The following is a 2,448-nucleotide window of genomic DNA, read 5'->3' as shown; positions in this document are numbered from 1 at the left end:
AGTCAATCTGCAGGTATCGGCATCCGGCTCCAGGGCAGGGTAGTTCTCATAGAGGACGGCATCCACCACAACCCGATCCCCGACTTCGTAGCCGTTGACAAAATGGAAAACAAACCCCGGCTCCGCTTCCAGTTGCAGCGGCTTATCGCCCTGGGGAAAGAGCCAGATGCGGGTCGGCTCCCCCGGTTTCAAGGTCAAACAGGTGCCCGCCGGTTGCCAGCCCAACACAAACGGCAGGGGATTGAAAGCCAAGGGATTTTGGAAGAAGATGCGGTAGCGGGGTGTCCAGACAAAATCATGCAGAAAGGCAAAGCCCCGCAGGCGGTAATCCCGCTTTTCCACCAAGCGCCCGCGCGAGTCCAGACGATAAAACAGCAACGTGGAGTTCTGGGCAGCCCGCACCCCAAAGGCGATGAGATCTCCCGTGTGGGGATCCCGCCGGGGATGGGCAGTGAAAGGCTGGCTGGCCGAGATCCCTCCTGCAAACGTTTCGATCCCCTCGGTGGCCAAGGTGGCCGGGTTCAGCCGGTAAGGGGCACTGGCCTCCCACAGGGCCAGCAGCTTATCTCCCTGGTAGATGACATTGGTGTTGGCGGGATTTTTAAACCGCAAGTCGAGAAAGTTGCTCCACCAGCCGCCCGGCTTTTGGGTGCCAAACACCCCTCGGTAAAGCACCCGACCGGCTTTTTCCTCTGCTTCAAACTCGCGGGTGCGCACAAACCGGTTGCGAAAATGAACCTTCCCCTCCACAAAGGTGATGGCGCAGACCATGCCATCGCCATCGAACGGGTGCCCGTAGCGCTGGGATCCCGCCTCCAGCTTGCCCGGGCCGTTGCGAAACAGGGTTCCCCGCAACCCTGCCGGGATCCGTCCTTCGATCTCCGTAATCCAATAGTCGTACTCCTGGGATAGGGAGCGATAGCCCAATTGCCAGTCGGTGGTGCTGTAGGGAAGGGAAGCGACGCTGACCATGGAAGATCTGCATGCAACGCCCTCTATTGTTGCTTAAACTTTTGTGAAGTCGCCAGTTTTTCTGGGCCGGGATAGCCACCTTGGTTGGGATCCCCAAGATGGAGTCGCCCCGATTCGACTATGGTAGGAAATGCCCCCAAAGCGCCTGACAGGATCCACAGTACCCATGTTTGATGCCCTCTCCGAGAAGTTGGAATTGGCCTGGAGAAAGCTGCGCGGCCAGGACAAGATCACCGAAACCAACATTCAAGAAGCTCTGCGGGAGGTGCGGCGAGCCCTGCTGGATGCGGATGTCAATTTGCAGGTGGTGAAGCAGTTTATCGAGGATGTGCGGGAAGCTGCCCTGGGATCCGAGGTCATCCTGGGGGTGACGCCGGATCAGCAGTTCATCAAGATCGTCCACGACGAGCTGGTGAAAGTGATGGGGGAAGCCAACGTGCCCATCGCCCAAGCGGAGCAGCCTCCCACCATTGTCCTCATGGCCGGTTTGCAGGGATCCGGCAAAACCACCACCTGCGCCAAGTTGGCTTTGTACTTGCGCAAGCAGGGCAAGAAGTCCCTGATGGTGGCCGGAGACATCTACCGCCCGGCGGCCATCGACCAGCTCAAGACGCTGGGCCAGCAAATTCAGATCCCCGTTTTCGACCTGGGCAAAGCAGATCCCGTCGAGATTGCCCGGCAGGGGGTGAAGACGGCCCGGCAGCAGGGCTACGACTACGTGATTTTGGACACTGCCGGTCGTTTGCAGATTGACCTGGAGATGATGGCGGAGCTGGAGCGGATCAAGGCGGCGGTGCAGCCCCACGAGATCCTGCTGGTGGTGGATGCCATGATCGGCCAAGAGGCAGCCAGCCTTACCCGAGCCTTCCACGAGCGCTTGGGCATCACTGGGGCCATTCTCACCAAGCTGGATGGGGACACCCGCGGTGGGGCCGCCCTTTCCATTCGCCAAGTGTCCGGTCAGCCCATCAAGTTCATCGGTGTTGGCGAAAAGGTGGAAGCGCTGGATCCCTTCTACCCGGATCGCATGGCCTCCCGCATTCTGGGTATGGGGGATATCCTCAGCTTGGTGGAAAAAGCCCAAGAGGAAATCGACCTGGGAGATGCCGCCAGCATGGCGGAGAAGATGATGACTGCCCAGTTTGATTTCACCGATTTCCTCAAGCAGATGCGCCTAATTAAACGCATGGGATCCTTGGCAGGGCTGCTGAGACTGATGCCAGGGATGGGCAAAATCAGCGAGGAACAACTGCAAAAGGGACAAGACCAACTGGCCCGCGCCGAAGCCATGATCAACTCCATGACCCCCGAAGAGCGGCGCAACCCGGATCTGTTGGCCCGCAGCGTCAGCCGCAAACGACGGGTGGCCCGCGGATCTGGCCACAAGCTGGAGGATGTCAGCCGACTGGTCAGTGATTTTCAACGCATGCGCGACATGATGCGCAACATGGGCATGGGTGGCGGTTTTCCCGGTAT

The 2,448-nt window shown here is 59.4% G+C and carries 2 protein-coding genes; one reads left to right on the top strand and one right to left on the bottom strand.

Annotated elements, in window-relative coordinates; translation table 11 throughout:
- Window positions 1–972, bottom strand: a 972-nt coding sequence (locus NW837_RS05550; protein ID WP_414329718.1) for a carotenoid oxygenase family protein, incomplete at its 3' end; no start/stop codon positions are given.
- A 166-nt stretch (window positions 973–1,138) separates the two neighbouring features.
- Here NW837_RS05550 and ffh point away from each other — a divergent pair.
- Window positions 1,139–2,448 (top strand): signal recognition particle protein (gene ffh / locus NW837_RS05545; RefSeq protein ID WP_414329716.1); only part of this gene is annotated, 1,310 nt, incomplete at its 3' end.

This window comes from Synechococcus sp. R6-10, from assembly GCF_047461815.1.
In the GTDB taxonomy this organism is placed as follows: domain Bacteria; phylum Cyanobacteriota; class Cyanobacteriia; order Thermostichales; family Thermostichaceae; genus Thermostichus.
This window is presented reverse-complemented; position numbering and strand designations above follow the sequence as displayed.